Annotated in this window: 16 protein-coding genes and 1 riboswitch; of the genes, 13 read left to right on the top strand and 3 right to left on the bottom strand. The window is 33.2% G+C overall.

Annotated elements, in window-relative coordinates; translation table 11 throughout:
- Positions 1-16 precede the first annotated feature (16 nt).
- Positions 17-769 (bottom strand): 3-oxoacyl-ACP reductase, encoded by a 753-nt coding sequence (locus ACY191_RS10180; RefSeq protein WP_229367147.1) that lies wholly within the window; start codon positions 767-769, stop codon positions 17-19.
- A gap of 109 nt (positions 770-878) precedes the next feature.
- Positions 879-980, bottom strand: a riboswitch (TPP riboswitch).
- Positions 981-1199: 219 nt separating this feature from the next.
- Here ACY191_RS10180 and rpsP point away from each other — a divergent pair.
- The 4 genes from rpsP to rplS all read left to right on the top strand — a co-directional run bounded on the left by rpsP (position 1200) and on the right by rplS (position 3556).
- Positions 1200-1466, top strand: coding sequence for a 30S ribosomal protein S16 (gene rpsP / locus ACY191_RS10175; RefSeq protein WP_042738873.1), 267 nt, complete (start codon positions 1200-1202; stop codon positions 1464-1466).
- Positions 1467-1858: 392 nt separating this feature from the next.
- Positions 1859-2365: a ribosome maturation factor RimM gene (gene rimM / locus ACY191_RS10170; protein WP_042738872.1), complete on the top strand. Its 507-nt coding sequence runs from the start codon at positions 1859-1861 to the stop codon at positions 2363-2365.
- The gene (gene trmD / locus ACY191_RS10165; RefSeq protein WP_107513158.1) at positions 2365-3102 is read left to right on the top strand and encodes a tRNA (guanosine(37)-N1)-methyltransferase TrmD; all 738 of its coding nucleotides are present in this window, start codon (positions 2365-2367) and stop codon (positions 3100-3102) included. The genes rimM and trmD overlap by 1 nt, the downstream gene beginning before the upstream one ends.
- 103 nt (positions 3103-3205) lie before the next feature.
- On the top strand, positions 3206-3556 hold the full coding sequence (rplS, locus tag ACY191_RS10160; protein WP_042738870.1) for a 50S ribosomal protein L19: 351 nt from the start codon (positions 3206-3208) through the stop codon (positions 3554-3556).
- Between the two features lie 317 nt (positions 3557-3873).
- Here rplS and ACY191_RS10155 read toward each other — a convergent pair whose 3' ends face one another.
- Both ACY191_RS10155 and ACY191_RS10150 read right to left on the bottom strand, forming a co-directional pair.
- On the bottom strand, positions 3874-6489 hold the full coding sequence (locus ACY191_RS10155; RefSeq protein WP_229367148.1) for a YfhO family protein: 2616 nt from the start codon (positions 6487-6489) through the stop codon (positions 3874-3876).
- 44 nt (positions 6490-6533) lie between these two features.
- Entirely contained in the window at positions 6534-9104 is a 2571-nt protein-coding gene (locus ACY191_RS10150) for a YfhO family protein (protein ID WP_463270019.1), read from the bottom strand.
- A gap of 369 nt (positions 9105-9473) precedes the next feature.
- On the opposite strand from ACY191_RS10150, the gene ylqF reads away from it, so the two are divergent.
- The 9 genes from ylqF (at position 9474) to hslV (ending at position 19751) form a co-directional block, all read left to right on the top strand.
- Positions 9474-10334, top strand: a complete 861-nt coding sequence (ylqF, locus tag ACY191_RS10145; RefSeq protein WP_229367150.1) for a ribosome biogenesis GTPase YlqF — start codon at positions 9474-9476, stop codon at positions 10332-10334.
- 6 nt (positions 10335-10340) lie between these two features.
- Positions 10341-11114, top strand: coding sequence for a ribonuclease HII (locus ACY191_RS10140; protein WP_042738866.1), 774 nt, complete (start codon positions 10341-10343; stop codon positions 11112-11114).
- Between the two features lie 107 nt (positions 11115-11221).
- Positions 11222-12388, top strand: a complete 1167-nt coding sequence (gene sucC, locus ACY191_RS10135) for an ADP-forming succinate--CoA ligase subunit beta (protein WP_042738865.1) — start codon at positions 11222-11224, stop codon at positions 12386-12388.
- Positions 12389-12409: 21 nt separating this feature from the next.
- The gene (sucD, locus tag ACY191_RS10130; protein ID WP_042738864.1) at positions 12410-13315 is read left to right on the top strand and encodes a succinate--CoA ligase subunit alpha; all 906 of its coding nucleotides are present in this window, start codon (positions 12410-12412) and stop codon (positions 13313-13315) included.
- A gap of 277 nt (positions 13316-13592) precedes the next feature.
- Positions 13593-14465, top strand: coding sequence for a DNA-processing protein DprA (gene dprA, locus ACY191_RS10125; RefSeq protein ID WP_463270018.1), 873 nt, complete (start codon positions 13593-13595; stop codon positions 14463-14465).
- Positions 14466-14661: 196 nt separating this feature from the next.
- Positions 14662-16728: a type I DNA topoisomerase gene (gene topA, locus ACY191_RS10120; protein ID WP_042738862.1), complete on the top strand. Its 2067-nt coding sequence runs from the start codon at positions 14662-14664 to the stop codon at positions 16726-16728.
- Positions 16729-16889: 161 nt separating this feature from the next.
- On the top strand, positions 16890-18197 hold the full coding sequence (gene trmFO, locus ACY191_RS10115; protein WP_107513135.1) for an FADH(2)-oxidizing methylenetetrahydrofolate--tRNA-(uracil(54)-C(5))-methyltransferase TrmFO: 1308 nt from the start codon (positions 16890-16892) through the stop codon (positions 18195-18197).
- 117 nt (positions 18198-18314) lie between these two features.
- Positions 18315-19205: a tyrosine recombinase XerC gene (gene xerC, locus ACY191_RS10110; protein ID WP_042738860.1), complete on the top strand. Its 891-nt coding sequence runs from the start codon at positions 18315-18317 to the stop codon at positions 19203-19205.
- 3 nt (positions 19206-19208) lie between these two features.
- A complete protein-coding gene (gene hslV, locus ACY191_RS10105; protein ID WP_042738859.1) occupies positions 19209-19751 on the top strand; it encodes an ATP-dependent protease subunit HslV in 543 nt (180 codons plus the stop codon).
- Positions 19752-19855 lie beyond the last annotated feature (104 nt).

Below are 19855 nucleotides of genomic sequence, written 5' to 3'. Positions count from 1 at the left end.
ATTCATCCTCCATTTCTTAATTCATTGTTAATCCACCATCAACTGTAAAGTTCTGACCGGTTATCCCTTTAGCTTGATCAGAAATGAGGTAGCTTACCATATTTGCTACATCTTGAGGTGATGTGACTTGTCTTAATGGCGTGGTTTGAGCAATAAGATCAAATACTTCTTGTGTCGTCACTGCACTTGCGTCAGTCGTCTTTAGTAAACCGCCAGATACAACATTTGCATTAATACCATATTGACCTAATTCAGCGGCGATATTTCGTGTGAATCCTATTAAACCTGCTTTTGCAGTGGTATATTCATGGTAGGGTACGACTGGATTTTGATAAAGGTTTGTACCAATCGAAACAATTGTTCCTGTTTCTCTTGTGATAAATTGTTTAATGACTGCTTGAGTCACATTGAATGCTCCTTTTAACGTGCCGTCGAGTTGTTGTTGATAGTCATCCCAACTTAAATCTATAAATGCTTTTTGTGCTGTGGGGTCAAATTTAAATCCTACAAGCGCATTATTTACCACCGCATCTATTTGCCCAAAATGTTCTGTTGCATGTGCAATCATTTCATCAACTTGGTTTCTATCAGTAATATCTGCTGGTAAAGCGATAGCCTGTGATTCACCAATTTCACGTACGAGTTGTTTAGCTAAGTCTTTACTTTTAAAATAATTTATAATTACATTATGACCTTGTGTAGCTAATGTTCTTGCTATCGTTGCACCTAACCCTCTGCTACTACCTGTGATTAAAATTGTTTTAGTCATATATTCACCTCATCATTGATTTATTAAATAAAAAAATACACAACCCTCTCTAGGAAAGTTGTGTATCAAAAAGTATATGAATACGTCAAAAAAGACTATCAGTTTCATTATCATATTGGTAACACTTTCCTACGCTAGTCTTAGCTAGATCAGGTTCGAAGGGTTTGAGTTTTGCTCATCTCAGTTTTAAAAAACACCCCTAGTGCATGCGTTATTTAATTTAACTTCAATGTATAGCTTTTAATAAAGCATGTCAAGTTGTGCAAAAGTTTAAATTTAAATACAAATCAGGTGATTGACTAAAAGTCACAGTTTAAAAATATAGATTCAATATTGGTAAAGAAAAAACTCTTTACAAAGTACTACAGAACTGTTAATATTATTTCTTGTAGAAAATAAAAATATTAAGAACATAAAGGAGAGAATATAAATGGCAGTTAAATTACGTTTAACACGTTTAGGTTCAAAAAGAAATCCATTCTATCGTATTGTAGCAGCTGATGCTCGTGCGCCACGTGACGGTCGTAACATCGAACAAATCGGTACTTACAACCCTAACAATGTAAATGCACCAGAAGTTAAAATCGACGAAGAATTAGCATTAAAATGGTTATCACAAGGTGCAAAACCAACTGATACTGTACGTAACATCTTATCAAGAGAAGGTATCTTGAAAAAATTCGACGAACAAAAATAATAATAAATCGAACGTATTGATTTATTTTAAATATGTTAGAACTAGAAGGTTATAACATAGTCTAGAAGATGATTTTTACTTTTATCTAAAGTAGAAATCATCTTTTTTTATTGGTCAATATTGAATTTGAAGGCTAAACGGTAAATAGGGTGATTTAAGCCGTAATATTAAGCTTAGAAATAAAATACTTATTGCCTGAAATTAGCGGCTTGCTAATAAGAAATACTGTATTAGTTGTTCGAGTTACTTGAATAATTTTTATTTATTTTAGTAAACACTACTTCTATACGATAACGTATTACAGCTATCTCAATCCATGTTATAATGGATTACGAATTTTATTTAGTTTCATTACCTATGAAGATAGTTGTAATGATGACGGAGGAAAAATAATGAAAGTTGAAATTGGTAAATTTGTAAACACACATGGTGTTAAAGGTGAAATTAAGATTAAATCACATTCTGATTTTACAGATACTCGATTCCAACCGGGAGAATCTGTAATAATTCAAGCTGAGGGTAAAGAAGCAGAAACGTTTAAGATTAGTAGCCACAGAATGCATAAAGGCTTGCATATGCTTAAGTTTGAAGGAATTAATAATATTAATGATATAGAATATTTAAAGGGTGCAACATTATTACAAGAACGTGATCATGATGAGATAGAATTAGCCGAACATGAATATTTCTATTCAGATATAATAGGTTGTACTGTATTTGATGATGAAGGAACTGCAATTGGACGTGTGACAGAAATATTTGAAACTGGTGCTAACGATGTTTGGGTTGTTAAAGGTAATAAAGAATATCTTATTCCGTATATTGCTGATGTGGTTAAAGATGTCGATGTGGAAGGTAGAAGTATCACAATAACACCAATGGAAGGATTGTTAGATTAATGAAAATAGATTTTTTAACACTTTTTCCAGAAATGTTTGAGGGCGTTTTGAGTCATTCGATTTTAAAACGTGCTCAAGAGAAATCAGTGTTACAGGTAAATACTGTAAACTTTAGAAATTTTGCTGAAAATAAACATGGTCAAGTTGATGACTATCCATTTGGTGGTGGTCAAGGCATGGTATTGAAACCTGAACCTGTATTCAATGCAATGGAAAGTATTGATAAGACCCCAGACACACGTGTGATTTTAATGTGTCCTCAAGGTCGTCCGTTTAACCAAGATATCGCGCAAGAATTAAGCGAAGCGGAGCATCTTGTATTTATTTGTGGTCACTATGAAGGGTATGATGAACGTATACGGCAACATTTAGTGACGGATGAAATTTCTATGGGTGACTATGTGCTTACTGGTGGTGAATTGCCAGCAATGGTCATGACTGATGCTATTGTACGATTGATACCAGGCGTGTTAGGAAATCAACAATCACATGAGGATGATTCATTTCAAGATGGCTTATTAGAGTTTCCACAATACACACGACCTCGAGACTATAAAGGATTAGGCGTACCTGACGTGTTAGTTTCTGGAAATCATGCGCATATTGATGCGTGGCGTCATGAACAAAAACTAATTAGAACCTACGAAAAACGACCGGATTTACTTGAAAGCTATCAGTTAACAGATAAAGACCGCGAGATTATTGAAAGATATAAAAAGCAATTGAAAAATGATTAGCGATATGCTAATATATTTTAAGTGTGCAATACACGAAAAATCACTATGATCCGCTGCTATATTTTGTCGAGGCAAGAACATAGGTTGAAGGAGAGAATAAATAATGAGTAATCACAAATTAATCGAAGCAGTAACACAATCACAATTACGCACAGATTTACCAACGTTCCGTCCAGGTGACACTTTACGTGTACACGTACGTATCATTGAAGGTACTCGTGAGCGTATCCAAGTATTCGAAGGTGTTGTAATTAAGCGCCGTGGTGGAGGTATCTCAGAAACTTTCACTGTACGTAAAATTTCTTCAGGTGTTGGTGTGGAACGTACATTCCCATTACACACTCCAAAGATTGAAAAAATCGAAGTTAAACGTCGCGGTAAAGTACGTCGTGCTAAATTATACTACTTACGTGAATTACGTGGTAAAGCTGCTAGAATTAAAGAAATTCGTTAATCAGCAAATAAGAAATAAAAAAGGTGTGCCAAATTGGGTATCACTTGAAAATATAGAGGAATCTTGTACAAGTTATTGTATAAGATTCCTCTATTTTTATTTAATACTTTGTATGGTCAGTTTGTTCACCTAGGGAGCAGATTACGCCTATAGTTTTCAATTTGACCTGTTCTTCCACTGCGTCTCGCTAAAATACTATAAAATCAAAGACATCATCATGTAATTTAAGCAAAAGCACTAAATTACATGATGATGTCTGTTAAATAAAAAATATAAAGTATCTCTTAATCTGTTTCGATATAATTATCAAAAAATGTTTATTTCAATTTTGATACTATTTTAGTAAAAATGATGCTAAGTATAATGCCAAGTATACTAAGTATTATTAATAGGATTGTGTGTGGAGGCGTATAGGTTAATTTAATAGTTGATTGACCTTTATTAACTGGTATAACGGTCATAATCCCATTACCTTTTTTGACTGGTAACGCTTGTGATCCTGATTTGGCCTGCATGCCTTTACTATATGCAATAGGTAGTACTACATATCCATCTTTATTTGTGTTATGTCGTATCGTGTAGCCGTTTCGTGTTTGTTTTACAGCCACTTTATCTAATGAACGCGTCGCACGCTTTAAGGTACGATAATCTTCACCATATATGCCCTTTACATTGAGTCGATATGTACCTTTAGGCATTCTTATTTTCAAGTCTTGATCGGCTTTAACTCGCATAGTTACAGGTGTTACAAAGCGACGATATTTATAGTTTAGTTCGTTACGTTGTTGTGCATATTCATTTACACCTACATAATGTCTTTTGCTTGGTGTTAATAGTTCTACATCCATTTCTAAATACATATCTTGATATTTGTCGCTGATTTCTTTTGGAAATTGGTATGTCATACCGCCATTATTTTCAGTGACAGTTATTTTATTATGTCCACTTCGATAGGCATTCCGTAAATTATGAGTTGTTTCTGGCAATAGGTTTTTACTTGGTGTAATATGACTGTTTGCTTTTTGATTAGAATCTGAGAACACGACTCCATTTAACATAGCGTGTTCCTTGTCGATGGGTGTCTTTAGCTCTGAATTGCGATAGATTTTATCAGTGAAATGTGCACTTGGATAGTTAATCTGATTTGTTGAATGAATAAAAGGCTCATTTTTCGAATGGTAAATTGTATCTTGTATCTTAAACCCATACGGAATGTTTAAATCATTAGGACGACGTATGCGATCGTTAACGTTCCAAAGTGCCATTAAATTTGCTCGGTTGGACAATAAACGGTAAGTACTGTTTTTATCTATAGGCATATTAATTTGCATCGTTTTATCATAGTAGTTCAATATTGATCCATCAAAGATACTTGAGTATAGTGAGATACCATTATAGTGGTATAACATAGGTGAATTTAATCCATATTTAGACATATAATCTATTCTACTAAGTGGATCATCTTGGTGATTTTTATTAATTTTATTTATTTTTTTAGTTAAGGTAGGACTCTTGTATTTAGATGCAGACATGGCGTCCAAGGTTGATTCATAACTTTTAACATTATTATGATGATCGTTAGTTAAGATAACAGCTTGCTGAATTACTAATAATATGGCAATTATCCAAAAACTATACTTGTTGTGTAGTAAATGTCTATACTTTAAAAGTATAGCGATTAGTACAATTAATATTAAACATATCAACATCCAAGTGATATGTAAATTTTGTTTGAAATATAAGCTAGTCGTCATTATCAGCAACGGTACAATGCTAGAGGTAACGAAAGATTTAAATGTTACTTCATTCAGATAACGGATAAATAAGGCAATTAATCCTGCGGTTGTTAGTGCGAAAATATAAATCCAACGACGTTCTGGTGTTGAGAATCCATTGAACATACTGTCAAAGTAGGGTGTTAATGAACCTAACAACATAATCCAAGTCGCGATTGCAAATAACCTATAATAATAATGCTTATATAATTTGAATGATAACAATGCTATAAGTGCAAGTAGTGATACAGTTATGTAAAAACCATATGAGAAAAAATGTTTTTGTCGTGCAAAATCAGTAAATAGAGGTATTTTAAAATATGGGTTACTGACTCGGTCATTAGCAAGAAATGATGAAACACCAGTATAAAATCCCCATATACCTACTAAAGTGCTAAGTATTACTGCAATTGGTATAATCCATAGCTTTTGTTTGATGGTCACTTTATCTAAAGGATGTGGAAATAGACATCGATAAATATAATAACTCATTAAAATGATTGCTTCATAATAACTAAAGTAAAAATTAGAAAATAACGTTAGGCTAATTGCAATAATAAATAAACCTATTTTCTTTTCTTTAAAGAATCTTTCAATTGCTAATAATGATAAGGGTAAAAAAATTAATAAATCTCCATAATATGACCAAGTGAAATTAAAGTGAATGACAACTGTAGAAGCTGCATATAAAAAGGCAGCAACTAATGTATGATTAAATTTAAATTTTAAGTATCTAAAAAAATAAAACGCACAAACAAATGTAATTGCAGCTTTAAAATACGAAACAATCAACTGATTATATGCCCAAAATTCAATGTGATGTGGATTAATTTTAAAGACAAAATCGCATAACCAAATGATTATGAAATTAATTAAGGTAAAGGGTGATGTAGCGTAATAGTAAGATAACCCTTTAACATAGTCACCACCTAAACCAAATGAATGGTCATAGAAACTTTTGAATTTTGTAAAATGTTCATATAAATACATTTGAAATGGCATCATTTGTCTATAACCATCGCCTGAACCACTAAACACAATGCCTTGTGAGAAAAAACGATAGATGTAAGGGGCGAACGTAAATAATGCAACAATCAACCCCATAGCAAATATACATGCAAATCTGGTATGTTTTTTGTTCCAAAGCTTGCTAAACATGGATAAACCTCATCTCCAACTAACTCCTTCTGCCAAAAATATAATCATTTTTTAATCTTTTTCACCCAAATAAAGCTCATAACAATTGTTATTATAGAAATAAAAATCATACTATACCACCATTTTGGGCGATATTTAATAATGATTTCATCACAATGTTTAGGCACTTTAACGCCTGTCATCATGTAATTCACTTTAAAGGGTGTTACTTTGTGTCCATTGATATAAGCAGACATGCCTTCTCTATATGGAATGTTTATAGTTGCAATACCCTTTTTGTGAGGCTGTAATTTAACCTTTACACCATTTTTAATATCTTTATATGAACCATGATTTTTTTTAACATTATATGCTTTTTTAAGATGTTGATAATTCTCTCCATACAATCCTTTTAATTGAAATTGATAATTCCCCCTTGGACTCAAGGTGATATTAATATTTCCATTTTTGTCGGGTGTCGCTCTGTATAATTGATGATCGACACCTGTACGATATGTAGAATTATTGTACAAGCGGTTATTGATATAATCATTTACATTTACGAGATAATTACTGTCTGGATTGTCGCGTTTAACTATTAATGATAAGTAAAAATCTTTATATTGTTGTCTGATATTTTTAGGTATTTTTAATTGTAGCGAACCAGTTGCTTTAGTAAGTTGTATCCTATGATTTTGCCTTAATTTTATGTTTTTATGACTCATTGTCGTTGAATTCAAAAGGTTTTTAGCTTTTTGAGGATAGTTTTCACCTTTATGAGATATTACAATACCATCTAACATTGCGTGTTCTCGATCAATAGGGTTGTATAAACCTTCAGCTCGATATACTTTGTTTGTCACTCTAACGGTCGGTAAGTTTAAGGTGTTTTCATATATTTGATATTGGCCTCGTGATTTTATCTTTTTAAAATAATACGGCACATTAGATTGATATGATTTTAACATTAAAAATCGTTCTGAAAATAAACTCGCAATATTTTGTCGTCCATTCGTTGATTGATAACGACTAACAGATTCGTTCTTTAGATTGATTTGTAAATCGTCGTAATAGTAATCTAGAATATTATGATCAAAAATACTAGAGTACACACTCATACCTTTAAAATGTTGATACATCGGTGTATTATCTTGTTCGTTTACACGCCAATCTATACGTTCATCTGCCTTTTTACTCGCGTTCATTGCTTTAACAAGTTGTTGTTGCAACTGAGAATCATAGAGACTAGAAGTAGCATAAAAACGGTTAGCTCTGTTAACGTGATCTTCAAAATATATTTGATTTCTAGTAAATACAAAGCTGACTAAAACAGCTAAAATCATTACTGCGATGATATAGAAATTTGTAAATTTAACACGGATTGCTGGCTCTTTCACTAATAAAATAAGTAGACCAATTATCGTTACGACAGGTGTAAAATAAAGCCATGCTACGACTTCTTGATAATACCAACTACTTATAAAAATACATGCTAACGCTATAATTGATGGAAAAATATAGCTTTTAATTGTTAAAGTTCGAAAATACTTAACATATAAACCAATTATTGTTGCAGAATTAAATGCTAATAAGTAATGCCAACGTTTTTGTGGTGCAGAAAAACCATTAAATAATTGGTCGACAAATGGTAAAAAATTAGCTGCGATACATACGATGGTAAGACAAGCAAATAACTTAAAGTAATAATGTTTATACAGTTTGAAAGTAAGTAAAGCTTGTAATGTTACAAAAAGAATTACAATGAGATAATTATCAAACAATACATTCGTGTTTTGATCAAAATGTTCAAACCAGTCGACTGTACCTGTAAAAGGTATACGTCTATTATTTAAATAACTTTGAACTCCATGAAAAAAGAAGAATAAACTGTTTCCTAATGCCAATAATGCGGCAATGATAATACATTTGATTGTACTTTTTCTTGATAAAATATCGTGTTGATGACGAAAAATAATTCTAATAGAAAAATAAATTAAACCAGTAAGTAACTGATAGTAAGCAAAATAGAAATTATTAACTAAGGATAATGTCACAATGACGATAAACCAGCCAAACTGTTTCCTTTTTAAGATACGTTCAATAGACCATAATAACAGTGGTAACAAAATGAAGATATCACTAAAAAATGGCCAGTAAACCGTGAAACGAAAATATAAAGGAGAAATGACAAATACAAACGCTGTTAATACTGCTATGTTACGATTAAGCACAATATATTTCATAAACAGAAACGTTGCTAACATGGCTAAACTCGATTTAAGAATAGATACAATTAAATCATTGGTTATCCAAAACATAACAGATTCTGTCTGCAGTGGAATAACGAGTTTAATCAGTGCTACGACCAAAGTATTAAGTATAAATATAATATTGGTTGAAAAGTAATAACTTAAATCTGTGAAAAAATCTCCGCCTAAGCCGAATTTTGAAGAATAAAACCAGTTACCGTTGCTCCAGTTTTCATATAAAAACATCTGTATCGGTACCATTTGTTCCATGCCATCATTTGGGCCTGTAAATAAGACTCCATTGACGATGAATCTATATAATATGTAACTATGACCGATCAAAGCCAAGCTAATAAACAAAATGATGTATAACAATTTGCGCCGCATTTTTTATCTCCTATAGCGATGTTTAGTAAGTAATTTATGATTCAAGTAAATCTCGATGATAATAAGCATTGAATACATAAAATATATTTTACTGTTTAATTAATAATACTATATATTTTTAGCTATACCCCAATCAATTCGTAAGTAAATCTCAATAACTTATGTATTTATAGATTTATAAGGTATATAACTCAATTATATTGTAAAATTAAGATTAATAATGAATTTAGATACTGTCATTCATTTTAAAGCGTGCATGTACATGTTATTATTTTATAGTCTATTTAAAAATAAATATAAGCTAAAGTATGAACATTAAATGATATGTTTGAAATTAATGAAGTTTTCAAATTGAGAAAGGTGATAATTATGGTAATTCAATGGTATCCAGGACATATGGCTAAGGCTAAAAGAGAGGTATCAGAACAACTTAAAAAAGTGGATGTTGTATTCGAACTTGTTGATGCTCGAATTCCATATAGTTCAAGAAATCCTATGATAGATGAAGTCATTCAACAAAAACCACGTGTTGTTATCTTAAATAAGAAAGATATGGCAAACCTTAAAGAATTAGAAAAATGGGAGTCGTATTTTAAATCGAAAGGATATTATCCTATAGCAATTGATGCTAAACATGGTAAAGGCTTGAAATTAGTAGAGCAGGCAGCCATCAAAGCGACAAAAGAAAAGTTTGAAAGAGAAAAAGCAAAGGGACTAAAACCACGAGCTATCAGAGCAATGATAGTCGGCATACCAAACGTAGGAAAATCGACACTAATCAATAAATTAGCTAATAAATCTATTGCTAAAACGGGTAACACACCAGGTGTTACTAAACAACAACAATGGATTAAAGTAGGAAATGCATTACAATTGCTAGATACACCGGGTATTCTTTGGCCGAAGTTTGAAGATCAACTTGTAGGAAAAAAATTAAGTATAACAGGTGCGATAAAGGATAGTATTGTCCATTTAGATGAAGTAGCAATATATGGTCTTGAATTTCTAAAGGAACATGATTTTGAAGGGCTAACTAAACATTATAATGTAGATGTAGATAAAGATGCTGAAATATTAGAATGGTTTGATGCAATTGGTAGAAGAAGAGGATTACTAAGACGTGGTAATGAAATAGATTATGAAGCTGTAATCGATTTGATTATACATGAAGTACGTAACGCTAAAATTGGAACCTATACATTTGATATATTTAAAGAAATGGATGTATAGGTCATTATGATAAAACAAACTATTGCTGAAATTACCAATTTACTTAAAAATCAACAATCTATTACGTCTATACAAGAACAATCTTATTATCAAGATGAGCGTAAAGGTGTTCAAAATGCTATAAAACGAAGAATTAAACAATTAGAAAAAGAACAAGCACTGTTAGATAAATATGTTGAAATGTCTAGCTATGAAAATGATATTTTAAAACAGAATAGTGAAGCACTCATTTGTGGTATTGATGAGGTAGGCAGGGGACCTTTAGCGGGACCAGTTGTTGCCTGTGCTGTTATCTTAAATAAAGACCATCAATTTACGGGTTTAAATGATTCAAAGCAACTTTCTGCCAAAAAACGCAATGAGTTAGAAACAGAATTAAAGTCTAAAGTATATGCTTATGCATATGGCTCTGCTTCTGTTGAAGAGATCGACACATTTAATATTTACGAGGCTACTAAATTGGCTATGCTAAGAGCTATTGCTGCACTTGATGTACGACCTGACCATTTATTGATTGATGCCATGGCATTAGACATTGATATCCCACAAACCTCTATTATTAAAGGAGATGCTAAAAGTATTTCAATCGCTGCTGCTAGTGTGTTGGCCAAAGAACATAGAGATCAATATATGAAACAACTTTCAAAAAAATATAATGTTTACGGTTTTGAAAAAAATGCAGGTTATGGTACACAACAACATCTTGATGGAATTAAGAAGTACGGCATTATCAGTGAACACAGAAAATCATTTGAACCAATTAAATCACATTTCAATTAATCAATTTTATAAATTAATTAAAAGAAGTGTGCTAAATCAGTTTACAATAGCGCTTTCATTTCTTATAATTGATTATGAACTTAACCTAAGAAACAGGAGGATGGAGAATGAATATCCACGAGTATCAAGGTAAAGCAATTTTTCGTTCTATGGGCGTTGCTGTCCCAGAAGGACGTGTAGCATTTACTGCTGAAGAGGCAGTAGAAAAGGCAAAAGAATTACAATCTGATGTGTATGTGGTTAAAGCACAAATTCACGCCGGGGGTAGAGGTAAAGCAGGCGGAGTAAAAATTGCAAAATCACTTTCTGAAGTTGAAACTTATGCAAATGAATTGCTAGGTAAAACTTTAGTAACGCATCAAACTGGCCCAGAAGGGAAAGAAATTAAACGCCTTTACATAGAAGAAGGCTGCGATATTCAAAAAGAATATTATGTAGGTTTTGTAATTGACCGCGCAACTGATAGGGTCACTTTGATGGCTTCTGAAGAAGGCGGTACTGAAATTGAAGAAGTGGCTGCTAAAACACCTGAAAAGATTTTCAAAGAAACAATTGATCCAGTTGTTGGTTTAGCACCATATCAAGCAAGAAGAATTGCATTTAACATTAATATTCCTAAAGAATCAATTAATAAAGCAGCTAAGTTTTTAATCTCGCTTTATAATGTATTTATTGAAAAAGACTGTTCTATTGTTGAAATCAACCCATTAGTAACAACTGGTGACGGTGAAGTCTTAGCATTGGATGCGAAAATCAACTTTGACGATAATGCATTATTTAGACATAAAGACATCCAAGAATTACGTGACTTAGAAGAGGAAGATCCAAAAGAAATCGAAGCTTCTAAATATGATTTATCTTACATCGCTTTAGATGGAGATATCGGTTGTATGGTAAATGGTGCTGGTTTAGCAATGGCTACTATGGATACAATTAATCATTTTGGAGGAAATCCTGCTAACTTCTTAGACGTAGGAGGCGGCGCAACTAAAGAAAAGGTTACTGAAGCATTTAAAATCATCTTAGGTGATGAAAATGTTAAAGGTATCTTTGTAAACATCTTCGGTGGCATTATGAAATGTGACATTATTGCCGAAGGTATTGTTGCAGCAGTTAAAGAAGTAGAACTTACATTACCACTTGTAGTACGTTTAGAAGGTACAAACGTTGAAAGAGGTAAACAAATTCTTAAAGATTCAGGTTTAGCAATTGAACCAGCTGCAACTATGGCAGAAGGCGCACAAAAAATCGTAAAACTTGTAAAAGAAGCGTAAGGAAAGGATGGGAGCACTAAGATGAGCGTATTTATTGATAAAAATACAAAAGTAATTGTACAAGGTATTACAGGGTCAACTGCCCTTTTCCATACAAAACAAATGCTTGAATATGGTACACAAATTGTTGCAGGGGTAACGCCAGGTAAAGGTGGACAAGTTGTAGAAGGTGTACCAGTATTTAATACAGTTGAAGAAGCAAAAGCAGAAACAGGTGCGAACGTTTCTGTAATTTATGTACCAGCACCATTTGCTGCAGATGCTATTTTAGAATGTATCGAAGCGGAGCTAGACTTAGCTATTTGTATTACAGAGCATATTCCAGTTGTGGATATGATTAAAGTGAAACGTTATTCTGAAGGCAAGAAAACACGTGTTGTAGGTCCTAACTGCCCAGGTGTTATTACTGCTGATGAGTGTAAAATTGGTATCATGCCAGGTTACATTCACAAAAAAGGTCATGTAGGTGTGGTATCACGTTCAGGTACACTAACTTATGAAGCTGTACACCAATTAACTGAAGAGGGTATTGGCCAAACAACTGCAGTAGGTATCGGTGGTGACCCTGTTAATGGCACAAACTTTATCGATGTCCTAAAAGCGTTCAATGAAGACGATGAAACTAAAGCTGTAGTTATGATTGGTGAAATCGGTGGTACTGCGGAAGAAGAAGCTGCAGAGTGGATTAAAGCTAATATGACTAAACCTGTTGTTGGTTTCGTAGGTGGACAAACTGCGCCTCCAGGTAAGCGTATGGGTCATGCTGGTGCTATCATTTCTGGTGGTAAAGGTACTGCCGATGAAAAGATTAAAACACTCAATAGCTGTGGTGTTAAAACAGCAGACACACCATCTGAAATTGGTACGACTTTAATCGAAGCAGCAAAAGAAGCTGGCATTTATGATGAATTATTAACAGTTAAATAATTTAATAATGCACTAAATAAGCACAAATTCCGAAGTATGTCGGGGTTTGTGCTATTTTAAGTGCCTAAAATTTACAATTCTCCTATTATAATAGTAGAAACTGATTTTTTTACTATGTTTTCTCTGAGATAATTGTTGTTTGTAAATGATTAGTCGATTTACAAATGATTTAAAATTACTTTTTAAAATCAGATTAAATTTTCAACTTATAAGACATAAAACTGTAAATTAAATTTGTACATTCTTGGTATATAATTTTAAGTATAAGGAGGGAACTATGAAACGTAGTTATCTATACTTAAAGCTAAGGTTTGCAGGTTTATCGACAATACAAATCTACAATTTATGTAAATTATTTCCTCATTTTCTAACTGCTCCGTTCAATGATCAACATCAATTACTATCCCGATTCTTATCTATGTCAAAGATCACTCATTCAGCGACTATCTCGCAGAAATTTCAGACTGAAACAATTACACAAATACTAACAACTTTGAACAATAGTCAAACGCATTTTGTTAGTATTGACCAATGTCACTATCCTTCTATACTTCGCGAAATTTATCAACCTCCATTAATATTATTCTACAGAGGACGTACGGACTTACTATCTCTTCCACATACATTAGCCGTAATTGGTTCAAGACATGCAACTCAATACTCCTATCAAGCACTAGATATGTTATTTCAGTCATTACAAGCTCATCGTTTTTGTATTGTTTCTGGGTTAGCAAAGGGTGCTGATTGTTATGCGCATCAATGTGCGATGTATTGGCAAATGCCAACTATTGCTGTTTTAGGGTTTGGTCATAATCATCATTATCCAAAGGAAACTGCAAAAGTCCGTCAATACATAGAACAAAATGGCATTGTCATAAGCGAATATTTACCTGATGATCCACCAAAAAAATATTACTTTCCTCAACGTAACAGAATTATTAGCGGTATATCTAAAGGTGTCTTGATTACAGAGTCTATGGAGCGAAGTGGCACATTAATTACAACACAATTTGCATTAGAGCAAAATAGAAATGTCTATATCTTACCTGGAAGTATATTTGATCCAATGGTTAAAGGGAATTTATTAAGTGCACAGGAAGGCGCAAAAATTGTGATTAATGCAATGGATATTATAGAAGATTATATTTAAATTTCTCAAAACAGTAAAAGTGTAGTACAGTTTAACCTGAGTAAATAATTCAATCACAAAAAGAGTGTATAGATGATGTAATTTGAACAGGTCAAGGTTTTAAAATTGTAACTCTATAATTAAAAACATTGACAAAAACAAAATACACCGTTTATCATTTATCTTTGTAATTAAGAAATGCAAGGGGGTAACTACTTTGGCAGAAAATTTAGTCATAGTTGAATCGCCTGCAAAAGCTAAAACCATTGAAAAATATTTAGGTAAAAAATACAAAGTAATCGCATCAATGGGGCATGTTAGAGACTTGCCACGAAGCCAAATGGGTGTAGATTATGATAATGATTATGAACCAAAATATATAACGATACGCGGCAAAGGTCCTGTTGTAAAGGAATTAAAAAAGCATGCTAAAAAAGCAAAGAAAGTCTTTTTAGCGAGTGACCCTGACCGTGAGGGTGAAGCAATTGCTTGGCATTTAGCGAACATTTTAAATTTAGAAGATTCAAAAGAAAATAGAGTAGTATTTAATGAAATAACAAAAGATGCTGTGAAAGATAGTTTTAAACATCCAAGAGGCATAGAAATGGATTTAGTTGATGCACAACAAGCTAGACGTGTATTAGATAGATTAGTAGGATATAATATTTCGCCGGTATTATGGAAAAAGGTGAAAAAAGGTTTGTCAGCTGGTCGTGTACAATCAGTTGCATTAAGACTTGTTATTGATCGTGAAAATGAAATTCGAAACTTCAAACCAGAAGAATACTGGAAAATTGAAGGTGAGTTCAGATATAAGAAATCTAAATTCAATGCGAAATTCTTACATTATAAAAATAAACCTTATAAATTGACTAACAAAGATGACGTAGAAGTGATCACTAAGGAATTAGATGGTGATCAATTTGAGGTTACTAAAGTCACGAAAAAGGAAAAAACGAGATATCCAGCAAATCCATTTACAACATCGACGCTACAACAAGAAGCCGCGCGTAAATTAAACTTTAAAGCTCGTAAAACAATGATGTTAGCACAACAACTATATGAAGGTATCGATCTGAAGAGACAGGGTACTGTTGGTTTAATCACATATATGAGAACAGACTCCACAAGAATTTCAGACCAAGCCAAAGCTGAAGCAAAAGGTTACATTCAAGAAAAATATGGAAATGATTACACATCTAATAGAAAAGCTAAAGGTCAAGGCGACCAAGATGCCCATGAGGCAATCAGACCTTCGAGCACTTTGAGAACGCCAGCAGATATGAAAGATTATTTAACGCGTGATCAACACAGATTATATAAATTGATATGGGAAAGGTTTGTAGCTAGTCAAATGGCACCTGCCATTTTAGATACAGTAGCTTTGGATTTAACACAAAATAATATTAAGTTCAGAGCTAATGGACAGACGATTAAGTTCAAAGGTTTTATGACATTATATGTCGAAGCTAAAGATGACGAAGAGAATGGTAAAGAAAATAAATTGCCGAATATTGATGAAGGTGAGAAAGTAACAGCAACAAATATTGAACCTTCTCAACATTTTACCCAACCACCACCACGTTATACTGAAGCACGTCTTGTTAAAACATTAGAAGAATTAAAAATAGGTAGACCATCCACATATGCACCAACAATTGACACAATTCAAAAAAGAAATTACGTCAAAAATGAAAGTAAGCGATTTGTACCAACTGAATTAGGTGAAATTGTGCATGAACAAGTCAAAGATTATTTCCCTGAAATTATTGATGTCGATTTCACTGTAAACATGGAAACTTTACTTGATAAAGTAGCAGAAGGTGACATTGCATGGAAAAAGGTTATATCTGATTTTTACAATAGCTTTAAACAAGATGTTGAACGTGCAGAAGAAGAAATGGAAAAAATAGAAATTAAAGATGAGCCTGCTGGTGAAGATTGTGAAGTATGCGGTTCACCAATGGTAATTAAAATGGGACGTTATGGTAAATTTATGGCGTGTTCAAATTTCCCAGATTGTCGTAATACCAAAGCAATCATTAAGTCAATCGGCGTGAAATGCCCAAAATGTAATGAAGGGGACGTCGTGGAAAGAAAGTCTAAGAAAAACAGACTGTTTTATGGTTGTTCTAAATATCCAGAATGTGACTTCATAAGTTGGGATAAACCAGTTGGACGTGCATGTCCAAAATGTGAACACTATCTTGTTGAGAAGAAACAAGGTAGAAAGAGTCAGGTTGTCTGCTCAAACTGTGATTACAAAGAAGAAGAACAAAAGTAAAAGTAATTAAATTAGTATGTTCATAATAGCGCCTTATTAGCGCAAAATAAAAATTATAATAACAGCAACTTACGGCACATATTTTAAAAAGTGGTAATCAGTTTTTATAATATATGATATACGTGTCGTAGTTGCTATTTTAATGTATTGGAGGATTTATCATGACTCAAACGGTAAATGTAGTTGGAGCAGGGTTAGCAGGATCAGAGGCAGCATACCAACTCGCACAAAGAGGTATTAAAGTGAATTTAATAGAGATGAGACCGGTTAAACAAACACCTGCACATCACACGGATAAATTTGCAGAATTAGTTTGTTCCAATTCACTGCGAGGTAATGCCTTAACAAATGCTGTGGGCGTTTTAAAGGAAGAGATGAGAAGATTAGATTCGTTAATCATCAGTGCTGCCGATAAAGCGCGAGTACCTGCAGGTGGTGCATTAGCGGTTGATAGACATGACTTTGCAGGTTATGTTACAGAAACTTTAAAAAATCATCCTAATGTGACTGTATTGAATGAAGAGGTTGATGGTATACCTGATGGCTACACAATTATTGCTACTGGACCACTAACTACGAGTAATCTAGCACAAGAAATTGTAGATGTTACTGGTAAAGATCAACTTTATTTCTATGATGCAGCAGCACCGATAATCGAAAAAGATAGTATCGATATGAATAAAGTCTATTTAAAATCACGTTATGATAAAGGAGAGGCGGCATACCTTAATTGTCCAATGACAGAAGAAGAATTTGATAGATTTTATGAAGCGGTATTGGCAGCTGAAGTTGCTCCAGTTAATGAATTTGAAAAGGAAAAATATTTTGAAGGTTGTATGCCATTTGAAGTGATGGCAGAACGAGGTAGAAAAACGTTATTATTCGGACCGATGAAACCAGTTGGACTAGAAGATCCAAAGACAGGGAAACGTCCATTTGCTGTAGTACAATTACGTCAAGATGATGCAGCTGGTACGCTATATAATATTGTAGGTTTTCAAACGCATTTAAAATGGGGTGCCCAAAAAGACGTGATACGTCTTATACCTGGTTTAGAAAATGTAGATATCGTAAGATACGGTGTTATGCATAGAAATACCTTTATTAATTCACCTGACGTTTTAACAGAGACTTATGAATTAAAAGGAAGAGAATCACTTTATTTTGCAGGACAAATGACAGGTGTTGAAGGTTATGTTGAAAGTGCTGCAAGTGGACTTGTAGCAGGTATTAACTTAGCTCATAAATTACAAGGTAAAGGCGAAGTTATTTTCCCAAGAGAAACTATGATTGGTAGTATGGCATATTATATTTCTCATGCTAAAAATGAAAAGAATTTCCAACCTATGAATGCTAACTTTGGTTTATTGCCATCTCTTGAAAATAGAATTAAAGATAAAAAAGAACGTTACGAAAAGTTAGCTAATAGAGCATTATCATTCTTAGATAATTACAAACAAACCTTATAATAATAAATTTACAACGTTTGTTTCCGAAAATTTAGAAAATTTACCACAACTTAATAGTTATTTTTCGCAGTCCCCTTCCACAATATGCTAGAATACTTATTGATGGAGGGGTTTTTATTGGAAGAAATCCAAACAGCATACCTGTATATGTTGAAAGTTGAGAGACAATTTTCAGAACATACTTTAAAGTCATATCACGATGACTTAGAACAGTTTAATGCATTTTTATCTCAAGAATATTTAAATTTAGCAACCTTTGAATATAAGGATGCAAGAAATTATTTGAGTTTTTTATATTCAAAAGGCTTGAAAAGAACGACAGTTTCCCGTAAAATTTCTACGCTGAGAAGTTTTTACGAATATTGGATGACTCAAGATGATCAAGTAACTAATCCGTTCGTACAGCTCGTACATCCAAAAAAGGAACAATACTTACCACATTTTTTCTATGAAGCGGAAATGGATGCGCTATTTGATACAGTTGAAAGGGATGCCAAAAAAGGATTGCGAGATCGTGTAATCTTAGAACTGTTATATGCAACTGGCATAAGGGTGTCGGAATTAGTTAATATTCAAATGTCTGACTTAGATATGAATTTACCCGGAGTTAAGGTGTTAGGGAAAGGCAGTAAGGAAAGATTTATTCCTTTTGGCGAATTTTGTAAACAAAGTATTGAACGATATTTAGAAAGCTATAAACCTAAGGTAAATGCAAATCACAATTATTTGTTAGTAAATATGAGCGGTGCGCCTATAACAGAGCGTGGCGTTCGTTATGTGTTGAATGATGTTGTCAAACGAACGGCAGGCGTGACAGAAATTCACCCTCATAAATTGCGGCATACATTTGCAACGCATATGTTAAATCAAGGCGCCGATTTAAGAACAGTTCAATCACTGTTAGGGCATGTAAATCTTTCGACTACAGGTCGCTATACACATGTGACAAATGATCAGTTGAGAAAAGTTTATTTAAATGCACATCCACGTGCAAAAAAGGAGAATTAAATTATGAGTACATCTATACATGCAACAACTATATATGCTGTGAAACATAATGGTCATTCTGCGATGGCAGGTGATGGTCAGGTAACACTTGGGGAACAAGTAATTATGAAAAATACTGCTAGAAAAGTGCGACGTTTATACAACGATAAAGTGTTAGCTGGTTTTGCAGGAAGCGTTGCGGATGCCTTCACTTTATTTGAAAAATTTGAAACAAAGCTTCAACAATTTGGAGGTAATTTGGAAAGAGCTGCTGTAGAGCTTGCTCAAGAATGGAGAGGCGATAAACAATTACGTCAACTTGAAGCGATGCTTATCGTTATGGATCAAGAATCATTACTAGTTGTAAGTGGAACAGGGGAAGTCATTGCACCAGATGATGACTTAATTGCAATTGGTTCAGGTGGTAATTATGCATTGAGCGCAGGAAGAGCACTGAAACGCCATGCAACACATTTATCTGCAAAGGAAATGGCATATGAAAGTCTGAAAGTTGCTTCTGACATTTGTGTGTTTACCAATGATCATATTATCGTCGAGGAATTATAAATTAGAATGACAGAATAGTTTAAATATAGTAATAAAAATGTATAAAATATTTGAAATCGGATAAAGTATAAGCAATTGCTTGTATAGCGATAAGGCATTTAATT

The sequence above is a fragment of the Staphylococcus sp. TCBT05 genome, assembly GCF_055179755.1.
Note: the sequence above shows the minus strand (reverse complement) of the source record. Positions and strands in the feature narration are given on the sequence as shown.

Bases quoted from the DNA above. Each gene is read 5' to 3' on its own strand.
- ACY191_RS10180 (WP_229367147.1), bottom strand. From the start codon at position 769: ATGACTAAAACAATTTTAATCACAGGTAGTAGCAGAGGGTTAGGTGCA.
- rpsP (WP_042738873.1), top strand. From the start codon at position 1,200: ATGGCAGTTAAATTACGTTTAACACGTTTAGGTTCAAAAAGAAATCCA.
- rimM (WP_042738872.1), top strand. From the start codon at position 1,859: ATGAAAGTTGAAATTGGTAAATTTGTAAACACACATGGTGTTAAAGGT.
- trmD (WP_107513158.1), top strand. From the start codon at position 2,365: ATGAAAATAGATTTTTTAACACTTTTTCCAGAAATGTTTGAGGGCGTT.
- rplS (WP_042738870.1), top strand. From the start codon at position 3,206: ATGAGTAATCACAAATTAATCGAAGCAGTAACACAATCACAATTACGC.
- ACY191_RS10155 (WP_229367148.1), bottom strand. From the start codon at position 6,489: ATGTTTAGCAAGCTTTGGAACAAAAAACATACCAGATTTGCATGTATA.
- ACY191_RS10150 (WP_463270019.1), bottom strand. From the start codon at position 9,104: ATGCGGCGCAAATTGTTATACATCATTTTGTTTATTAGCTTGGCTTTG.
- ylqF (WP_229367150.1), top strand. From the start codon at position 9,474: ATGGTAATTCAATGGTATCCAGGACATATGGCTAAGGCTAAAAGAGAG.
- ACY191_RS10140 (WP_042738866.1), top strand. From the start codon at position 10,341: ATGATAAAACAAACTATTGCTGAAATTACCAATTTACTTAAAAATCAA.
- sucC (WP_042738865.1), top strand. From the start codon at position 11,222: ATGAATATCCACGAGTATCAAGGTAAAGCAATTTTTCGTTCTATGGGC.
- sucD (WP_042738864.1), top strand. From the start codon at position 12,410: ATGAGCGTATTTATTGATAAAAATACAAAAGTAATTGTACAAGGTATT.
- dprA (WP_463270018.1), top strand. From the start codon at position 13,593: ATGAAACGTAGTTATCTATACTTAAAGCTAAGGTTTGCAGGTTTATCG.
- trmFO (WP_107513135.1), top strand. From the start codon at position 16,890: ATGACTCAAACGGTAAATGTAGTTGGAGCAGGGTTAGCAGGATCAGAG.
- hslV (WP_042738859.1), top strand. From the start codon at position 19,209: ATGAGTACATCTATACATGCAACAACTATATATGCTGTGAAACATAAT.